The following is a 14924-nucleotide window of genomic DNA, read 5'->3' as shown; positions in this document are numbered from 1 at the left end:
GGTCGGCATACCTGGACTTTTTCGTGGTAGACGCCAGGGCGGCGACAGAAGTCGCGGCCGGGGGGACAGCAGCCGGTGGCGCGGGGCGCTCGTCGTGACCGATCACTCGGTGCGTACCGAGTCTTGAGACACGTTTTACACGCGGCACGCAACTGACGCCCCCTCTGTCGCTGTCTGACAATGAGTCGGGCCCGTCAGGGTCGAGGAGCTAGAGAGTGGGGCAAGTCGTGGGACGGCGCAAGGGCAGCATAGGGATCGCACTCGTCACGGGTGCGGTGCTGGTGGGCGCGAGTGCCTGCGGCGGAGGTGGCAGCGACAAGGCGAGCGGCGACGACGCGAAGGCGTCGGGCAAGGCGAGTGCGACCGCCTCTCCGTCGCCGACGAAGCCCCTGGGCCCGCCGATGCTGCTGGACACGATCACCCCGCAGACGGGCACCACGGTCGGTGTGGCCATGCCGATCTCGGTGATCTTCACGAACCCGGTGTCCTCCACGGCGCGGGCCACGGTCGAGAAGCACATGAAGGTCAGCGCCTCGCAGTCGGTGCTCGGGGCCTGGCACTGGATGGGCGACAAGCGCGTCGACTGGCGCCCCAAGACGTACTGGCCCTCCGGCACGACGGTGAAGATCGACGCCGACATGAAGGGCGTCAGCAATGGCAACGGCCGCTACGGCGTGCACAGTTACACGCACACCTTCAAGATCGGCGACGACGTCCGCGCGGACGTCTCCGTCACCAACCACACCATGAAGGTGACCAAGAACGGCGCGGCGGTGCGCACCCTGTCGATCAACGCGGGCAGCGCCGAGTACCCGACGTGGGACGGCACGATGGCCGTCATCGACAAGCAGAAGAAGGTCCACATGACCTCCTGCAGCGTCGGCATCAGCTGCGACAAGGGCAGCGCCAACTACTACGACCTGACGCTGCCCTGGGACATCCACCTCACCCAGTCCGGCACCTACGTGCACTACTCCACCGGCGACCCGAACCCGGGCAGCGGCAGCGCCCGCGGCTCGCACGGCTGCGTCCACCTGTCCCTGTCGGACGCCGAGTGGTTCTACGGCCAGGTCAAGCAGGGCGACCCCATCACCATCACCGGCTCGCCCCGCGGCAAGGCCCCGGCCGACAACGGCTACGCCGACTTCAACCTCGGCTGGGACCAGTGGCTCGCGGGCAGCGGCTCCGGCGAGGGGACGACCGCGGCGCTGTGACGCACCACGGTGACGTCACCTGGCAACAGGTGACGTCACCGCCGCAGTACGTCGACCGGTGTCAGCAGGTGCGCCCGGCGTAGTGCGCGCCCTGGATCTTGCGGGCGGAGCCCAGCCAGGTCGTGCCGTGGGCGACGCACCGCTCGTAGTCGCGCGCGTGGGCGACCTCCACCTTGATGACGACCTGCGAGCCGTCGGTGGTGCAGTGGCGGTAGAAGGCGTCGGACCCGGTCTCGTAGAAACCGCAGGGGCCGGCCGCGGCGGGACTCGCGGCGGCCACCGTGCCGAGCGAGGTCAGCACGAGGGCGGCGGAACCGAGGGCGCTGATCACCGTACGACGAAAACGCAAGGGAACTCCTTGGTCAGGGGAGGAAACGGTGCTGGAGCTGCCGCCGCCGGTCTCTGTCGACCGGGCGGAGAGCCGCTCCAGGATTGCCCCACCGAGACTGCCGTACTGACCTGCGCGGTTGGCTGAATGCCACCGCGATCACCCGGCGAATCGATTTGTCGTTACGTCAATCGGATGGTTGTGGCGGAGGGACCGTGTCGGTCCCTCCGCCACCGCCGCTGCTTACACCCAGCAGCCGTTGACCGTCGCGGCGAGGCCGTCGAGGGCGTCCTTGGTGGCGTCCGGGGCGGCGGTGGAGTTGTTCTCGATGAACGAGAAGATCTTCCAGCGCCCGTCCTCCGCCTTCGTCAGTCCGCTCAGCGCGATCGCGCCGGTGAGCGTGCCCGTCTTGGCACTGACCTTTCCGACGGCGCACTGCGAGTCCGCGGTGTCGAAGCGGCCCCACTCGGGGCCCAGCGTCGAACCCGCCTCACCCGCGACGGGCAGCCCGTCCACGATGAACTTCAGGGTCGGGCCGTTCGCGGGGTCGTCGGCCAGGTGGAGGATGTCGGCGATGGTCTGGGCCGGGATGCGGTTCGAGCGGGACAGCCCACTGCCGTCGTGGATCTCGAAGTTGTCCAGGGACACGCCGTACCGGGTGAGCACCTGGCGTACGACCGCCGTGCCGTCCTCGAAGGTGGCCGGCCGGCCGGCGGCCAGCGCGGTCATCCGGAGCAGGGTCTCGGCGATATCGTTGTCACTCACCTTGAGCATGTGCTCCACGACGGCCGACAGCGCGGCGGACTCGTGCTGCGCCACGGGGACGGCCCCGGTGCCGGCCGTGCCGTGCGCGACGCTCCCGGTGACGGTGACACCCTGCTTGGCGAGGAGCTTCGCGAAGATCTGGCCGGCGTCCAGGGACGTGTCCGTGACGTGGCGGCCGTCGACCACCAACGCCCGTACCGGAGCGATGGAGTCGGGGTAGTAGCCGTCGTTCCAGCCGGTGGCGAGGGTGGGCGCGGGGAAGAGACTGTCGTCGACCACCACCTTCACCGAGGTCAGGCCCGCGTTCTTCAGTCCCGCTACGGCAGTTGTGGCCATGGCGGTGAGGTCGGCGGTGGTCAGCGTGCGGTCCCCGCCGCCGACCAGGGTGAGGGTGCCGTTGTCGTAGACGACCTTCGTGGTGAAGCGGTGATCGGGGCCGAGGACCGTCAGCGCGGCGGTCGACGTGGCGAGCTTGGTGTTGGACGCGGGCATCAGCGCCGTGCTCGCGTCATGGCCCCAAACGGCCGTCCGGGACTGGGAGTCGATGACGACACCGCTGAACGTGCTGCCCAGCCGGACGTCCTGGACGCGGGTGTCGAGGTTGTCCGCGATCTTCTGCTCGGCGGGGTCGAGCGTGGCGGTCGTGGAGACGGTCCGCTCGGCGGCGAAGGCGGAGGTGCCGAACAGGATCGTCCCGGCGACGGGGGCGGTCACCACGATGACGGCGGCACGGCGCAGCGCCGGACTCATCGTTCTGCTCTTGCGGTGACGTCCGCTCGCACGGTCTACGGAGGGGGAGTTGGGCATGGGGGCCTCGCCGCGGGGTGTGTGGGTGGGGGAGGGGACGGAAGATCCGGGGATCTTGAAAGCGAAAGTAACAGCTGTGAGAGGCCTTTGTTGCGTGATCGGACGAGACCGTCCCCCGCGGCGCACATCGAAGCCTCCACCGGGGGCACGCGACAGTACGGGACGCGCACCGTGCGTCCACGTCCAGGCCGCCCAGCATTTCCAGGAAAGGCACCATGACCTCGTCGCACACGCACAAGTGGGGCCTCCGGAGGGCGAGTTCGACCGCCCGCAGTCACGCCCCGGGAGAGGCCGAGGGCAAGCAGGCGCTGTCCGTCACAGGGCGCGCCGGATTCGTCGCACGCGGTGTCGTGTACGTCCTCGTCGGCGCGCTCGCCCTGCAGATCGCGTTCGGCGGCGGAGGCCGGGAGGCGGACCGGCAGGGCGCGTTGCAACAGGTCGCGGCGCAGCCCTTCGGGAAGTGGATGCTGTGGCTGCTCGTCGTAGGCTTCGGCTGTATGGCGATCTGGCGGGCGTCCGAGGCGCTGCTGGCGAACGGGCCCAAGAACAAGGTCGGTTCACGCCTGATGAACGCCGGCCGCGCCGTGTTCTACGGCTTCGTCTGCTGGGGTACGGCGTCCTTCGCCGCCGGGACCGGCGGGCAGTCCGGCAGTGACGCGAAGTCGCAGGACTGGACCGCCTCGGCGTTGAAACTGCCGGGCGGTCAGGTGCTGGTGGGCATCGCCGGCTGCGTCCTGATCGGAGTCGGTGCGACCCTCGCGGTGCGTGCGGTGATGCGGCGTTTCCTGCGGAAGCTGGAGACCGGGAAGATGAGCCGCCGGGTACGGCAGGCCGTCACCGCCCTCGGTGTGGGCGGCGGTGTGGCGCGCGGTGTCGTTTTCGCCGGGGTGGGTGTGTTCGCGCTGGTGGCCGCCATCCGCTTCGACCCGCACCAGGCCAAGGGCATGGACGCCACCCTGCGCACCTTCGCGCACACTCCGGCGGGGCCGTGGCTGCTGGTCGCCGTCGCTGTCGGGCTGGTGCTGTTCGGCGGTTTCTCGTTCGCCTCGGCACGCTGGCGCCGCCTGTGAACCCCGGCACCCGGCATCGTCGTAGCACCGCCGAAGTGGTGTGAAGATCCCCTGAAGTGGTGTGAAAGTGCGCGCACTTCTCGTGTCGGCGAGGGTCGGCGGGGCAGGTTTTCAGGTCGGCTGCGGAATTGTGAGGTCCGGGGAGACATGGTTGTGCCCGAAGGGGGCACGCGACGTTCGTCCTGTTCTCCAGTTAAGGCGGCATCGTGGCTTCCTCCGTGAAGACGCTCGAAGCAACTGCTCCTGTCCGCGTGGGAACACCGGATGTCGTGGACGACCTCCCGTGGATCGAGGACGGGGCCAAGGTCGCTCCCAAGGACGCGCGCGTGATGTCCAGGATCTTCCTCGACCGGCTCCAGGAGCTGGAGGAGGGCACCCAGGAGTACCAGTACGCGCGGAACACGCTGATCGAGATGAACCTGTCGCTGGTGTCCTTCGCCGCGCGCCGGTTCCGCAACCGGGGCAGCGGTGACATGGAGGACGTCATCCAGGTCGGCACGATCGGTCTGATCAAGGCCATCGACCGCTTCGACCTGACCCGCGAGGTCGAGTTCACCTCCTTCGCGATCCCCTACATCCTCGGCGAGATCAAGCGGTTCTTCCGCGACACCACCTGGGCCGTGCACGTCCCCCGGCGCCTCCAGGAACTCCGGGTCGACCTCGCGAAGAGCAAGGAGACCCTCGGCACCGAGCTGGGCCGTACTCCCACGGTGAAGGAACTCGCCGCCCATCTGGAGCTGAGCGAGGACGAGATCATCGAGGGTCTGGTCGCCGCGAACGGCTACGTCGCCGGCTCCATCGACACCCCGAGCGGCGACGACGAGGCCGACAGCGCGCCCAAGTACGCGGACACGATGGGCGACGACGATCCGGCGCTGGAGCTGTTCGAGGACCTGCACACGCTCGGCCCGCTGCTGCAACAGCTCGACGAGCGGGAGCGCACCATCATCGAGATGCGCTTCGGCCAGGAGCTCACCCAGGCGGAGATCGGCCGCGTACTGAACCTCTCGCAGATGCACATCTCCCGCCTGCTCAACCGCACCCTCGCCAAGCTGCGCACCGGCCTCCTGCCCACCTGATCCCTCCGCCCGACAGACTCACCTTCGCGCGGCACCGGAAGGACCACCCCGCATGAGCACCACGAGCACCGACCACGACCCCCTGCGCCAGCCCGCCGCACCGATCGTGACGGAGCCCGTTCCCGACCTCCAACTGCAGATGCTGGTACGGCTGATCGGCCAGGACGCGGAAGCGGCCCTGCCCATCACCCTCACCGTCTCAGGCGCCTTCCTCTACGGCGATCTCATCTCCCACGAGGCATGGACCACCGACTGGGCGCGCAGCCTGCACGGGATGGACGGCCCCGGCGCGCATCTGCTGGAGCGGTTCCCGCAGCAGGTGGACGAGGCGGTCGAGGACAAGCAGGGCGGACCAGGCCCGCAACGGCTGCCGCAGTGGATCCATCTGCGCGATGCCACGGGCGTCGTCGGCGGGGGCGGGACCGCCGTCATGCCCCTGTGGCGAGGCCGGCTCACGGACGTGTCCGGCTGGTCCCTGGGCAAGCCGAAGCAGCCCTGAGACGTCGGTACCGGGTGCGCGCGGCGGGTGGACAAGCAGGCGGTCTGTGAGGATGTGCCGCATGAGTACGCGGAGCAGGAACCATGTGACGGTGTCGGGCCGCGCCGGTGGGCCGGTCGTGATGCTGGCGCACGGCTTCGGGTGCGACCAGCACATGTGGCGGCTGGTGGTACCGCTCCTGGAACGCGACTTCACCGTGGTGCTCTTCGACCATGTGGGCGCCGGACGCTCCGATCCGTCCGCCTGGAGCCCGGAGCGCCACTCCACGCTGGACGGCTACACCGAGGACGTGCTGGAGATCTGCCGTGAACTGGCGCTCGGCCCGGTGACGTTCGTGGGGCACTCCGTGAGCGCGATGATGGGCGTCCTGGCCGCGGCCCGCGAGCCGGAGGCGTTCACCGGGCTGGTGCTGCTCGCCCCCTCGCCGTGCTTCGTCGACGATCCCGCCACCGGCTATCGCGGCGGGTTCAGCGCCGAGGACATCGACGAGCTGCTGGAGTCGCTGGACGCCAACTACCTGGGCTGGTCGGGCGCCATGGCACCGGTGATCATGGGCAACCCCGAACGCCCGGAACTGGGCGAGGAGTTGACCAACAGCTTCTGCCGCGCCGATCCCGACATCGCCCGTGTCTTCGCCCGCGTCACCTTCCTCTCCGACAACCGCGAGGACCTCGCCGAGGTCGGCGTGCCCACGCTGGTCGCCCAGTGTTCCGCCGACGCGATCGCGCCCCCGGAGGTCGGAGCCTTCGTACGAGCCCGGATCCCGGGCAGCCGCCTGGTCACCCTGAACGCGACCGGGCACTGCCCCCAGCTCGCCGCGCCCGAGGAAACGGCCGCCGCGATCACCGACTTCGTCCGAGCCGGGCGCTGATGAGCGCGAGCGGCGACAGCGAGAGCGTCGATCAGCCACGTCCACAACACCCCGGCGACGATCACGCGATGTTCTCCGCGCTCCTGGAGGACAGCGCCGAGGACCTGTACGAACACGCGCCGTGCGGCTACCTCTCCACACTGCTGGACGGCACCATCGCGAAGATCAACACCACGCTCCTCGACTGGCTCGGCTACGACCACGGCGACCTGGTGGGCCGCAGGACCTTCTCCGACCTGCTGACCGTGGGCGGCCGCCTCTACCACGAGACCCACTTCGGCCCGCTGCTGCGGATGCAGGGCGAGGTCAGCGGCATCGCCCTCGAACTCAAGGCCCTCGACGGCACCCGGCTGCCCGTGCTGGTGACCTCCACCGTCAAGACCGGCGGCGACGGCCGACCGCTGCTGATCCGCACCACCGTCTTCGACGCCCGCGACCGCCGCGCCTACGAGACGGAACTGCTGCGCGCCCGCAAGGAGGCGGAACTCGAACGCGAGGAACTCAAACGCCTCAACGCCACCCTCCAGCAGACCCTGCTGCCGCCAACTCTGGTGAACGTGCCCGGACTTGACGTGGCCGCGCACTACCACGTCGCCTCCACCGACATGGTCGGCGGCGACTTCTACGACCTCTTCCCCCTCTCCGCCGGGACCTGGGGGCTGTTCCTCGGGGACGTCTGCGGCAAGGGCGCCGCGGCGGCGGCCGTCACCTCGCTGGCCCGCTACACGCTGCGCGCCGCCGCCGTCTACGACCCCGACCCGGCCGCCGTCCTGGGCAACCTCAACACCGTCCTGCACCACGAGTACAACGGCCACGACCCGCGGTTCTGCACCGTCGTCTTCGGCCTGCTCACCCCCGAGGGCGACCGCGGCGGCTTCCGCATCACCCTGGCCAGCGGCGGCCACCCGCCCGCCCTGCTGCTGCGCGCCGACGGCAGTGCCGACCATGTGCACACCCCCGGCGGACAGCTCATCGGCGTCCTGTCCGACGCCCATATCGCCACCGCCACCGTGCACTTGGCGGCGGGCGACACCCTGCTGCTGCACACCGACGGCCTCACCGAGGCCCACCCGGACGGCACCAGGGGCGGTGGCCGCTACGGGGACGAGGCCCTCCTCGACTTCGTCCGCGCCCTGGCACCCACCACCGCCTCCGACACCGTCGCCGCGATCCGCGACCTGCTCGACACCTTCGGCACCGGCGTCGACGACGACACCGCCGTACTCGCCATCAACGTGCCCCGACCCACCAGCGAAGAGCAGCCGTGACTCAACTCGCCATCCGCACCCGGACCACGCCCGCGGGGCCCGTCGTCGAGCTGACCGGGGAACTCGACTACGACAGCTCCGCCCAAGTGCGTGAACTCCTCCCGGAGTTGGCGCTCCAGGACGGCTCGCAGCTCGTCGTCGACCTGACCGGCGTCACGTTCTGCGACTCCAGCGGCATCACCGCCCTGCTCGCGGCCCGCAACCACGCGCTCGCCGCCCGGGCGGGCATCTCCCTGGCGGCGGTCCCCGACCACATCAGCCGCATCTTCCAGATGGTCGGACTGGACCAGGTCTTCACCACCCACCCCACCGCGCAAGCCGCCGAAGCGGCCTGGACACCGCCGACGACCCGCCCCTAGGACGTCAACGGGCCAGGTAGAAACGGATGGTTGTGCCGTCCGGAGCCGTATGGACGCGGACGAGATCGGCGACGTAGTGCACCAACAGCAGGCCGCGTCCGCCGGGTTGGTCGCGTGACGCCGGTCGTCGGCCGGCCAGCGGATCCGACAGACGGCCGTGGTCCCACACCTCACAGACGATCCGCTCGTCCTCGGCCCAGATCCGCAGCGTCCCCGAACCGCCGCCGTGCAGCACGCTGTTGGTGGTCAACTCCGCGACGGCCAACGTCAGATCCTGCAGCCGTACGCCCGCCAGGCCCAGCCGCTCGGCCTCCTGGACCGCGAAATAACGGGACTTGGGGAGCTCTGCCGCGTCGAACGAGATCGAGGCCGCGCCCGGTGGACGGGGGAGCGGCTCGTTGTAGCGGGCGATCACGCGCTGCGGATCGTAGGCGGGGCTGGGCAGTCGGGTGTCTTCGTCGATGACGACCGGGTGGGTGGCGCGGGCGTCGACGAGCACGTCGGCCTCCAGCCGGTCCGCGTCGTACGGGCAGAGGATCGTCACCTCGCGATCCTGGAACGCGGAGTTGATCAGCGCCTCGTGCTGGACGCACGCCGGGTACTCGACGGCGGTACGGCCCGGCCAGATCGGCTCCCCGATGATCCGCACCCGGCCGCGGTCGCCGTGGGCGTCGGCGAAGGCCCGCAGCACGCCGGGGATGATCCGCCCCGGGTTGCGGCCGACCTCGGTCATGTCGAGGAACCGTACGTTGGTGGCGCTCGACCCGAGGCCGGCTTTGATCAGTTCGAGGTGGGGTCCGGGAACGGCGACCGCGACAGCCTCCCCGGCGGCCAGCCCGGCCCGCACGAACGGCACCGTACCGGCCGTGTACTGCTGCTCGCCCCGGTAGAACAGCGCGGGGTGCACGAACGGATCACCGGTGGTGGCCGTACTCATCGCGCCGCCACCTCGATCCTTGTCGGGCCGGGCCAGGAGACGTCCACGGCACACGGTGACAAGGCGGACGGCGGTCACCGCTCCGGCAGTCTACGGGGGTAGCACGACAGGGTGGTGGGCACCGGCCGAACTGCCGGTGCCCACCACCCTGTTGAACCGCGGAACACCGATCAGGCGCGCGGATGCCCGTAGTAGCCGCCGACCTGCTCGTGGTACCCGGCGTCACCAGGGTGCTTGTCCTTGTCGAACTCCGGGGAGTTCTTGATCTCTTCCTTCGTACGGCCGACGTGGATCGTCCGCCCCGCCACGTCGATGGACGCGATCGTGCCGACGGGCAGCAGTACGTGCTTGCCGAAGATCCACACACCGGTGTCGACGACGATGTACATCGCGCCGACGTCCTCGGAGTGCTTGTCGACCTTGCCGATCGAGCCGTCACTCGCCTCGACCTTGAATCCGGTCAGATCGGTACCGGTCTGGTGGCCCGACTCGGCCTGGTAGTCCCACATGTTGTCAGCCATGTATAAACCTCACTTTATTGCGGGTGAAGGGAGAGACCGGTGATTTATCTCCTACCAGCGGTACCAACGCCCTCGGTTACCGCCGGAACCCGTTGAACGGGCGACAAATCCCAGCAGCCACAGGACGAGAACGACGATTGCGACCCACCAAAGAATTTTGATGGCGAATCCCGCACCGAAAAGAAGCAGTGCAAGGAGAAGAACAAGGATCAGGGGAAACATATGTATCGACCTCCAGGCATCCGAGTGCCCTGCCGGAAATAAATCATGCGCCGGGAGGAAACAAAAAAACCGAACCGGAGCCCGAGAACGGCCGGTTCGGCGAGGGCGATGACCCCTGCGGTGAGAGTGTGCTTGCCCGAACTCGCCTACGACACAGGCCTGTTCAGGTCGAGTCGGCCGACGCGGGCCACGTTCTCCCGGTCGTCGGCGTCCGCGCTGGGCTCCGCCGTGAACCAGGCGTCGAGGATCTCCTTGAGCAGGGGCTCGGACGTCAGCCGCAGACTGAGGGCAAGGACGTTGGCGTCGTTCCAGCGGCGCGCGCCGTCCGCCGTGTACGCGTCCGTGCACAGGGCCGCCCGTACGCCGGGCACCTTGTTCGCGGCGATCGACGCGCCCGTACCGGTCCAGCAGCACACGACCGCCTGGTCCGAGGTCCCGGCGGCGACCTCGCGGGCCGCGGCCTCCGAGCAGACCGCCCACTGCGGGTCGTCCCCGGGCCGCAACGCCCCGTACGCCACCACCTCGTGGCCCCGGCCGCGCAACTCGGCGACGAGGGAACGGGCCACGGGTTCGTCCATGTCCGAGGAAACAGAGATCCGCATGTCGCCGAGGCTACTCAGGGCAGGAGTCCGGTGCCAGGTCGGGATGTCGGTGAGGCGACAGTTTTGGCGGTAAGGAACGGCTCGCGAATTGCGTCAACCATTGGCCAGAACTGTGTGGCTTTCCTACGCCCCGTGCCGCGTCGCCGAGCGTAGATTCGCTGGTCCACGGTGGTGGGAACTCAACACCTCGACATAGCGTCTTCACAACGGTTCATGGTTCTGCGATTTCGGGGTGTGGTTTCGGGGTGTGGGGGAACCGGTGGCTCGGACAACGCTGATTGTCATTCTCTTGGTGGCAGTGCTGGCTGTCATGGCATTCTCGGGCTGGAGGATCGCGCAGAGTTCTCTTGGGACGGCGGAAAAATTCGCGGCGATGGGGACGGTTGTCGCCGTGCTCGGAGTGATCGTCACTGTCGTGGTGCTGTTCGTCCCGAGTGACATCAGGGACTACGACTTGGCGTCTCCGTTGCGCACTTCGGAATCCACCGCCGTGACTCCCGACGATGCGACTACTCCGGCGTCCTCTACGACTCCTACGTCCGCCACTCCTACGTCCTCGCGCGAGTCGACGCCCACGCCGCCGCCTTCGAACCAGGCCCACCCGAAGGAGAGCACGGAGAGCACGGAGAGCAGCGGGTCGTCCGACCGACCCAAGGTCCGGCAGAGCGCACCCCGCAAGTCTTCAACCGGGACGCACATCCGGGCGACCCAGGGCGTCTACGCCGGACTGTGCATGGCGGCTAGTGGCGGCACCGTCGAAACCGCCACGTGCGGCCAGGCGAGCAACCAGCTCTGGCGGAGCAGCGCCCAGGGTGAGCTTGTCACCAGCGACGGGCGGTGCATGACGACCGACGCCGATCACGGCGGCGTCAGGATGACGGTGGCGACGTGCGACCAAAGCACCGGCCAGCAGTGGCACTTCACCGACGGGCGCATCACTTCGGGACGCCTTGAACTGACCATCTACGGGCCGTACGTGGACCCCGGCCACCCGATCCAGACCTGGGACACGAGCGAAGACCCGACACCGGCTCCCGAGATGTACTGGGAGCTGAGCTGACCATGTTGCTACAAGGGCTGGAAACCCGATCATGCGCCCCAGCCTCAGTTCCAGTCCCGGTCCCAGTGGTCGTGTCGTGGTGGAGCGTGGGAGCGTGGCCCTGGATCGTGGGCGATGGCCTGGGTGGGGAAGAGGGGCTGGATGAGCGTGGTGTGGGCGGCGACGTCGCCGGAATCGGGACGGTTCCATCCGGTGGAGAGACGTTCAGAGGTGCGGGATCTGGCAGACCGCTTCAACGACCTGCGTTCCCGTGGGCAGGGGTATGTCGAGGTCCGGTCGCCCAACAGGGATTTCCCGGTGCTGACCCTGGCCTTCCGAGATGATCACGCGGTGGTCCACCTGATGAGGGACACAGGGCGGATGTCTCTACTTGTGGGAGACGGCACCGTGCCCTCGGGTGTCGAGGTCGAAGTCCCGGTCATGGACGGCCTCGCCGCGTTCACGGGCGACTTTGTCCTGGATGTCGATCGGGCGTGGAACCTGGTGCGCGACTTCATGCGGACGCGGGCGGCCGACCCTCTGGGTGAGTGGCGTGAGGTGTAGCCAAGAGCTCGTGCGGCGACAGCGCGGAGTCGTAGCGACTCCTCGTCAAGGTCTGGAATAGGTCTGCCTCAAGGTTTCTCAAGGCCCTCGCGGTCCTTCGGCGTCTGACCGGGACGAACGGTTCCCGGAACGGGGTCAGCGGACGACGTCGAGGACGTTCAGCTGCAGGCCGTTGGCGTACACCGCGTGCTCGACCAGCTTCAGCTTCTGAGTGTCCTTGTCGGTGGCCGGGAACAGGCGCTTGCCCGCGCCGAGCAGCAGCGGGAAGACCAGCAGGTGGTAGCGGTCGATCAGACCGGCGTCCGCGAGGCCGTGGTTGAGGGCCGCGCTGCCGTGGACGATGATCGGACCGCCCTCGGTCTCCTTGAGGGCGGCGACCTCGTCGAGGTCGCGCAGGATGGCGGTCTCGCCCCAGTTCGACACGAGCCGGTCGTCGGTGAGCGTCGTGGAGACGACGTACTTCGGCAGCGTCTTGTAGTGCGCGAACTCTTCCATGTCAGGCCACACCGGGCTGAACGCCTCGTAGCTGGCGCGGCCCATCAGCATCGCGGTGGACTCCTCCTGCTCACGCCCCTTGATGTCGAACGCCTCGGGCAGGAACTCGACCTCCTTGAAGGTCCAGCCGGAGTTGCGGTAGCCGGGTTCGCCGCCCGGGGCCTCCATGACGCCGTCGAGGGAGATGAAGGCGGTGCTGATCAGGGTGCGCATGGCGGTTCCTCGGGTGTCGGTGTGCGTGCGGGCCTGTGTGCGTGCCACTCCAGGATCCAGCCGACAAATAATATTGTCAAGGAGGTGGAAGTTGTCGGTCGGGAAGTTGTCGGGTGGGCATGGTTCCGGCCTGCCGGGTAGAGGCACTGTCGGGCAAGGAGCCGTAAGGGAGGTGCCGCGTGGTCGGACTCGCGGTCCCGTTGTGGGACGTGAGCAATGGGCAGGGGCTGCGTCAACTCGCCGAACTGGGGCTGGCGTTGCTGCTGTCGACCCTGATCGGCTGGGAGCGGGCGGCGCAGCAGAAGAGCGCCGGGCTGCGCACGCACACGCTGGTCGGGATCGCCAGCGCGCTGATGATGGAGGTCTCCCAGCACGGCTTCACCAACGTCCTCGGCCTGGACAACGTCTCCTTCGACCCGTCCCGCGTGGCGGCCCAGATCGTCTCCGGGATCGGGTTCATCGGCGGCGGCCTGATCTTCGTGCGCCGGGACGCGGTACGAGGGCTGACGACCGCCGCCACCATCTGGCTCACCTGCGCGGTGGGCATGGCCTGCGGTGGCGGTCTGCCGATCCTCGCGCTGGCCACCACCGCCGTGCACTTTCTCGTCGTACGCGGATATCCGCTGGTCTTCGCGCACATGATGCCCGGCGCCGATCCGGGGTCGTTCGAGGTACGGCTGACCTATCGGACCGGGACGGCGTTGCTGCCGCAGTTGATGGAGACGTGCACGCGGAGGGGGTTTCGTATTCAGGAGGTCAAGGTCGACCGGTTGCCCGAGCGTGCCGATCCGGCCGCGAGGGTGCTGTTGCGGCTGGAAGGGGCGGCCGACGCGGGGCAGTTGACGTCCGAACTGTTCCAGAACGACGGCGTGACGGAGGTCGAGCTGACCGCTGCCGGCGACGAGGAGTAGGGCCGTGTCCTCTGTGCGATGCGGCGTCCGGTGTGGGGTGAGGCGGTGCCGGTCACGGAGCCGCTGCGAAAACCTGTTGGTGTGCCACGGAGACCACTGCTAACTTGCGGGAGGCCGTGCGAGAGAACGAGGAGGTGGTACCCGTGAACACATCAACCACATGGGTGCTCTCCTCCGGGGTCACGGTCGGGCGATAGGTCGTCCGGGAGCGCCGTTCTGAGCCCTCCCGAAAGGCACGACCATGCATTTCACTTCCGAGCAGCGCCTCGACGACGGCGTCCTCGAGCGCGAATTCACCCTCGGCGAGATCCCCGGCACCCTGTGGACGCCCGACTCCACCGCGCCGGCCCCGCTGATCCTCATCGCCCATAACAACGGCCTGCCCAAGGCGCAGCCCAGGCTGGTGGCCCGGGCCCGGGCCACCGCGGCGGCCGGCTACGCGGCGGTCACCATCGACGCCGCCGGCTGCGGTGACCGGCCCCGTTCCGCCACCGACGTACAGCTTCGTGCCGACCTCGGCGGGGCGATGCGGGCCGGTGAGCCGACCGACGAGATCTTCGAGTCTCTGGTCGGCCCGCTGGTCGAGAACGCGGCCCCGGAATGGCGGACCACTCTGGACGCCGTCCTCGCGCTGCCCGAGATCGGCGGCCCGGTCGGCTACTCGGGCTGGACCGCCCTCGGCATCCGCCTCGCGGTGACCGACCCGCGCATCACGGCCGCCGGCTTCTTCGCCGGTGGGTTCGTGCCCCGCGCCCAGCGCGAGGCGGCCGAGCAGGTCACCATTCCGCTGCTGCTCCTGCTGCAGTGGGACGACGAAGGCAACCCCCGGCAGCGGGCCCTGGACCTGTTCGACGCCTTCGGCACCAAGGAGAAGACACTGCACGCCAATCTGGGCGGACACACCGGCACCCCGTGGTTCGAGTCGGAGGACGCGTTCCGGTTCTACGGCAGGCACCTGAAGTAGGGCCTGCCCGCCAGGCCGTCAGCACATGACAGAAGCTGTCGGCCAGGACACCGCTCGGCCCGTACCTTGCGGATCGCCGGCAGGCGAGCGACTCGATCACCAACCCCGGCTGGGCCGGGGTTGGCGATCGGCAAGCTCGGTAGTGGGTGGGCAGTGAAGATCACTACTCCGAAAGTGGTGCTCGTCCACACCCGCG

The 14924-nt window shown here is 68.8% G+C and carries 18 protein-coding genes; 11 read left to right on the top strand and 7 right to left on the bottom strand.

The window, feature by feature from the left end:
- Positions 1-215: 215 nt before the first annotated feature.
- Positions 216-1214, top strand: a complete 999-nt coding sequence (locus tag OG588_RS03735) for a L,D-transpeptidase (RefSeq protein ID WP_366094551.1) — start codon at positions 216-218, stop codon at positions 1212-1214.
- Positions 1215-1275: 61 nt separating this feature from the next.
- On the opposite strand, the gene OG588_RS03730 is transcribed toward OG588_RS03735, so the two are convergent.
- Positions 1276-1563: a DUF6355 family natural product biosynthesis protein gene (locus tag OG588_RS03730; protein ID WP_266879823.1), complete on the bottom strand. Its 288-nt coding sequence runs from the start codon at positions 1561-1563 to the stop codon at positions 1276-1278.
- Positions 1564-1785: 222 nt separating this feature from the next.
- Entirely contained in the window at positions 1786-3057 is a 1272-nt protein-coding gene (gene dacB / locus OG588_RS03725) for a D-alanyl-D-alanine carboxypeptidase/D-alanyl-D-alanine-endopeptidase (protein WP_405946010.1), read from the bottom strand.
- Positions 3058-3329: 272 nt separating this feature from the next.
- On the opposite strand from dacB, the gene OG588_RS03720 reads away from it, so the two are divergent.
- The 6 genes from OG588_RS03720 (at position 3330) to OG588_RS03695 (ending at position 8260) form a co-directional block, all read left to right on the top strand.
- Positions 3330-4184 carry a DUF1206 domain-containing protein gene (locus tag OG588_RS03720; RefSeq protein WP_405946009.1) on the top strand — a complete coding sequence of 285 codons (855 nt, stop codon included), beginning with the start codon at positions 3330-3332 and terminating at the stop codon, positions 4182-4184.
- A gap of 203 nt (positions 4185-4387) precedes the next feature.
- Positions 4388-5263 (top strand): RNA polymerase sigma factor SigF, encoded by an 876-nt coding sequence (locus tag OG588_RS03715; RefSeq protein ID WP_366094781.1) that lies wholly within the window; start codon positions 4388-4390, stop codon positions 5261-5263.
- Positions 5264-5315: 52 nt separating this feature from the next.
- Positions 5316-5762, top strand: a complete 447-nt coding sequence (locus OG588_RS03710; RefSeq protein ID WP_366094554.1) for a hypothetical protein — start codon at positions 5316-5318, stop codon at positions 5760-5762.
- A gap of 61 nt (positions 5763-5823) precedes the next feature.
- The gene (locus tag OG588_RS03705) at positions 5824-6633 is read left to right on the top strand and encodes an alpha/beta fold hydrolase (RefSeq protein WP_405946008.1); all 810 of its coding nucleotides are present in this window, start codon (positions 5824-5826) and stop codon (positions 6631-6633) included.
- Positions 6633-7901 carry a SpoIIE family protein phosphatase gene (locus OG588_RS03700; RefSeq protein ID WP_366094556.1) on the top strand — a complete coding sequence of 423 codons (1269 nt, stop codon included), beginning with the start codon at positions 6633-6635 and terminating at the stop codon, positions 7899-7901. Before OG588_RS03705 ends, OG588_RS03700 begins: the two co-directional genes overlap by 1 nt.
- A complete protein-coding gene (locus tag OG588_RS03695; RefSeq protein WP_366094557.1) occupies positions 7898-8260 on the top strand; it encodes an STAS domain-containing protein in 363 nt (120 codons plus the stop codon). The genes OG588_RS03700 and OG588_RS03695 overlap by 4 nt, the downstream gene beginning before the upstream one ends.
- Positions 8261-8264: 4 nt before the next feature.
- Here the strand turns inward: OG588_RS03695 and OG588_RS03690 are convergent, their stop codons facing one another.
- The 4 genes from OG588_RS03690 to OG588_RS03675 form a co-directional block, all read right to left on the bottom strand.
- Positions 8265-9197, bottom strand: coding sequence for an anti-sigma factor RsbA family regulatory protein (locus OG588_RS03690; RefSeq protein ID WP_405946007.1), 933 nt, complete (start codon positions 9195-9197; stop codon positions 8265-8267).
- Between the two features lie 170 nt (positions 9198-9367).
- Entirely contained in the window at positions 9368-9718 is a 351-nt protein-coding gene (locus tag OG588_RS03685; RefSeq protein WP_366094559.1) for a PRC-barrel domain-containing protein, read from the bottom strand.
- Positions 9719-9769: 51 nt separating this feature from the next.
- Positions 9770-9940 carry a hydrophobic protein gene (locus tag OG588_RS03680; RefSeq protein ID WP_366094560.1) on the bottom strand — a complete coding sequence of 57 codons (171 nt, stop codon included), beginning with the start codon at positions 9938-9940 and terminating at the stop codon, positions 9770-9772.
- Between the two features lie 146 nt (positions 9941-10086).
- Positions 10087-10542 (bottom strand): RpiB/LacA/LacB family sugar-phosphate isomerase, encoded by a 456-nt coding sequence (locus tag OG588_RS03675; RefSeq protein ID WP_405946006.1) that lies wholly within the window; start codon positions 10540-10542, stop codon positions 10087-10089.
- A gap of 373 nt (positions 10543-10915) precedes the next feature.
- Between OG588_RS03675 and OG588_RS03670 the strand changes: the two genes are divergently transcribed.
- Positions 10916-11602, top strand: coding sequence for a ricin-type beta-trefoil lectin domain protein (locus OG588_RS03670; RefSeq protein WP_405946005.1), 687 nt, complete (start codon positions 10916-10918; stop codon positions 11600-11602).
- A gap of 141 nt (positions 11603-11743) precedes the next feature.
- A complete protein-coding gene (locus OG588_RS03665) occupies positions 11744-12145 on the top strand; it encodes a hypothetical protein (RefSeq protein WP_405946004.1) in 402 nt (133 codons plus the stop codon).
- 135 nt (positions 12146-12280) lie between these two features.
- On the opposite strand, the gene OG588_RS03660 is transcribed toward OG588_RS03665, so the two are convergent.
- Positions 12281-12853 carry a dihydrofolate reductase family protein gene (locus OG588_RS03660; protein ID WP_405946003.1) on the bottom strand — a complete coding sequence of 191 codons (573 nt, stop codon included), beginning with the start codon at positions 12851-12853 and terminating at the stop codon, positions 12281-12283.
- A 179-nt stretch (positions 12854-13032) separates the two neighbouring features.
- On the opposite strand from OG588_RS03660, the gene OG588_RS03655 reads away from it, so the two are divergent.
- On the top strand, positions 13033-13764 hold the full coding sequence (locus OG588_RS03655) for an MgtC/SapB family protein (protein ID WP_366094565.1): 732 nt from the start codon (positions 13033-13035) through the stop codon (positions 13762-13764).
- A 241-nt stretch (positions 13765-14005) separates the two neighbouring features.
- Complete coding sequence (locus OG588_RS03650) at positions 14006-14728, top strand: alpha/beta hydrolase (protein ID WP_405946002.1); 723 nt, start codon at positions 14006-14008, stop codon at positions 14726-14728.
- Positions 14729-14924 lie beyond the last annotated feature (196 nt).

This window comes from Streptomyces prunicolor, from assembly GCF_045162825.1.
GTDB classification, from domain to species: domain Bacteria; phylum Actinomycetota; class Actinomycetes; order Streptomycetales; family Streptomycetaceae; genus Streptomyces; species Streptomyces prunicolor.
The sequence above is the reverse complement of the archived record's forward strand: the minus strand, read 5'-3'. Positions and strand labels throughout refer to the sequence as shown.

What these genes read in the sequence shown, in the direction of transcription:
- dacB (WP_405946010.1), bottom strand. Translation starts at nt 3,057, where the DNA reads ATGAGTCCGGCGCTGCGCCGTGCCGCCGTCATCGTGGTGACCGCCCCC.
- OG588_RS03720 (WP_405946009.1), top strand. Translation starts at nt 3,330, where the DNA reads ATGACCTCGTCGCACACGCACAAGTGGGGCCTCCGGAGGGCGAGTTCG.
- OG588_RS03710 (WP_366094554.1), top strand. Translation starts at nt 5,316, where the DNA reads ATGAGCACCACGAGCACCGACCACGACCCCCTGCGCCAGCCCGCCGCA.
- OG588_RS03705 (WP_405946008.1), top strand. Translation starts at nt 5,824, where the DNA reads ATGAGTACGCGGAGCAGGAACCATGTGACGGTGTCGGGCCGCGCCGGT.
- OG588_RS03700 (WP_366094556.1), top strand. Translation starts at nt 6,633, where the DNA reads ATGAGCGCGAGCGGCGACAGCGAGAGCGTCGATCAGCCACGTCCACAA.
- OG588_RS03690 (WP_405946007.1), bottom strand. Translation starts at nt 9,197, where the DNA reads ATGAGTACGGCCACCACCGGTGATCCGTTCGTGCACCCCGCGCTGTTC.
- OG588_RS03685 (WP_366094559.1), bottom strand. Translation starts at nt 9,718, where the DNA reads ATGGCTGACAACATGTGGGACTACCAGGCCGAGTCGGGCCACCAGACC.
- OG588_RS03680 (WP_366094560.1), bottom strand. Translation starts at nt 9,940, where the DNA reads ATGTTTCCCCTGATCCTTGTTCTTCTCCTTGCACTGCTTCTTTTCGGT.
- OG588_RS03675 (WP_405946006.1), bottom strand. Translation starts at nt 10,542, where the DNA reads ATGCGGATCTCTGTTTCCTCGGACATGGACGAACCCGTGGCCCGTTCC.
- OG588_RS03670 (WP_405946005.1), top strand. Translation starts at nt 10,916, where the DNA reads ATGGGGACGGTTGTCGCCGTGCTCGGAGTGATCGTCACTGTCGTGGTG.
- OG588_RS03665 (WP_405946004.1), top strand. Translation starts at nt 11,744, where the DNA reads ATGAGCGTGGTGTGGGCGGCGACGTCGCCGGAATCGGGACGGTTCCAT.
- OG588_RS03660 (WP_405946003.1), bottom strand. Translation starts at nt 12,853, where the DNA reads ATGCGCACCCTGATCAGCACCGCCTTCATCTCCCTCGACGGCGTCATG.
- OG588_RS03650 (WP_405946002.1), top strand. Translation starts at nt 14,006, where the DNA reads ATGCATTTCACTTCCGAGCAGCGCCTCGACGACGGCGTCCTCGAGCGC.